General features: G+C 42.1%; 2 protein-coding genes. Both read left to right on the top strand.

Annotation, left to right across the window (positions count from 1 at the left end):
* The first annotated feature begins 87 nt into the window (after positions 1-87).
* Positions 88-375, top strand: a complete 288-nt coding sequence (locus tag ACTNB8_RS16285) for a transposase (RefSeq protein WP_262655261.1) — start codon at positions 88-90, stop codon at positions 373-375.
* Positions 376-397: 22 nt separating this feature from the next.
* Positions 398-1,210, top strand: a complete 813-nt coding sequence (locus tag ACTNB8_RS16290) for an IS3 family transposase (protein ID WP_441056111.1) — start codon at positions 398-400, stop codon at positions 1,208-1,210.
* The last annotated feature ends 204 nt before the right edge of the window (positions 1,211-1,414 follow it).

The following is a 1,414-nucleotide window of genomic DNA, read 5'->3' on the forward strand; positions in this document are numbered from 1 at the left end:
TATAATGAACCCATAAATTAAGACAAAAAAATCATTGTTTCTAAGTTGGATTTCCCGTATGATTTTTATAACGAAAGGAGTCCAACTATGGCAAGACAACAACATTCACCAGAGGAAAAATCCAAACTTGTCCTTGAAGCAATTCGAGGTGAGCGTACCATTAATGAAATTGCTGCTGAGAACAATATTCATCCAAACATGCTTTCAAAGTGGAAGCGAGAAGCAGAAACCCAACTGTATACACTGTTCCAGGACAACTCATCAAAAGAACGTAAGGCTCAAAAAGCACGCGAAGCCGAGATCAACGATTTGTATGCTCAGATTGGCAAACTCACCACTCAGAATGAGTGGTTGAAAAAAAAATCTGGTTTCTAAGCTTAGCGTACCGGAACGCCGCCTGCTTGTGGATATGAACGGATCGACTCTTCCGATTTCTGTACAGGCCAGCCTTTTGGAACTTAATAGAAGCGGGCTCTATTATCAGCCGGCTCCACATTCTACAGAGGATCTGTACATAAAGCAGATGATTGATAAAATCTATACCCGATACCCGATGTATGGATACCGCCGCATTTGCTGGTATCTTAACGAAAAAGAGCATTATCTGATCAATCACAAAGCAGTTCTTCGGCATATGCAGGAAATGGGCATACAGGCCGTATATCCACGGCAAAATACAAGCAAGCCGGAGCCGGCCAATAAAATCTATCCTTACCTGCTGAAAGGGCTTAAAATCGACCATCCTGATCAAGTTTGGTCCATTGACATTACCTATATACCAGTCAAAACAGATTGGCTTTATTTGGTGGCAATCATCGATTGGTACTCACGGTTTGTGCTGCATTGGCAGCTGAGTGACACCATGGAAATAGGATTTGTTCTGGATACCAGCCACAAAGCATTGAAGGTATCCAAACCTGAGATCATGAATTCTGATCAGGGAAGTCATTTTACGAGCCCAAAATTCACACAGATTTTTCTGGATGTCGGATCAAAAATCAGTATGGATCACCGTGGTCGCGCTTACGATAATATCTTCGTGGAAAGGCTCTGGAGAACTGTAAAATATGAGGATGTGTATCCAAATGCATATGAGACACCCAGAGATGCACGTATCGGTATAAATAATTACATGAACTTTTATAATCATGAGCGTCCGCACTCACGGTTAAAATATCGCACGCCAAAGGAAGTATACTGGGACAGGTAATTATCCTGTCTCTCCCTTCCCAGAAGGGTAAGCGCGGATATATGAGCTGTAAAGGGTTCCTTCGGAAGCTGCTCAGCAGCACACCCTTGACAGCTCATATATCCACACTTAGTGGGTAAACAAGGGAGAAAAGGATGGGAGTATCCCTTCCGAAATCCAACTTAATTTTTTTAAAAAAATGTCTTGACAAATGGGTTCACTTTA

Source organism: Blautia sp. HCP28S3_G10 (assembly GCF_052065235.1).
Taxonomy (GTDB): domain Bacteria; phylum Bacillota; class Clostridia; order Lachnospirales; family Lachnospiraceae; genus Blautia_A.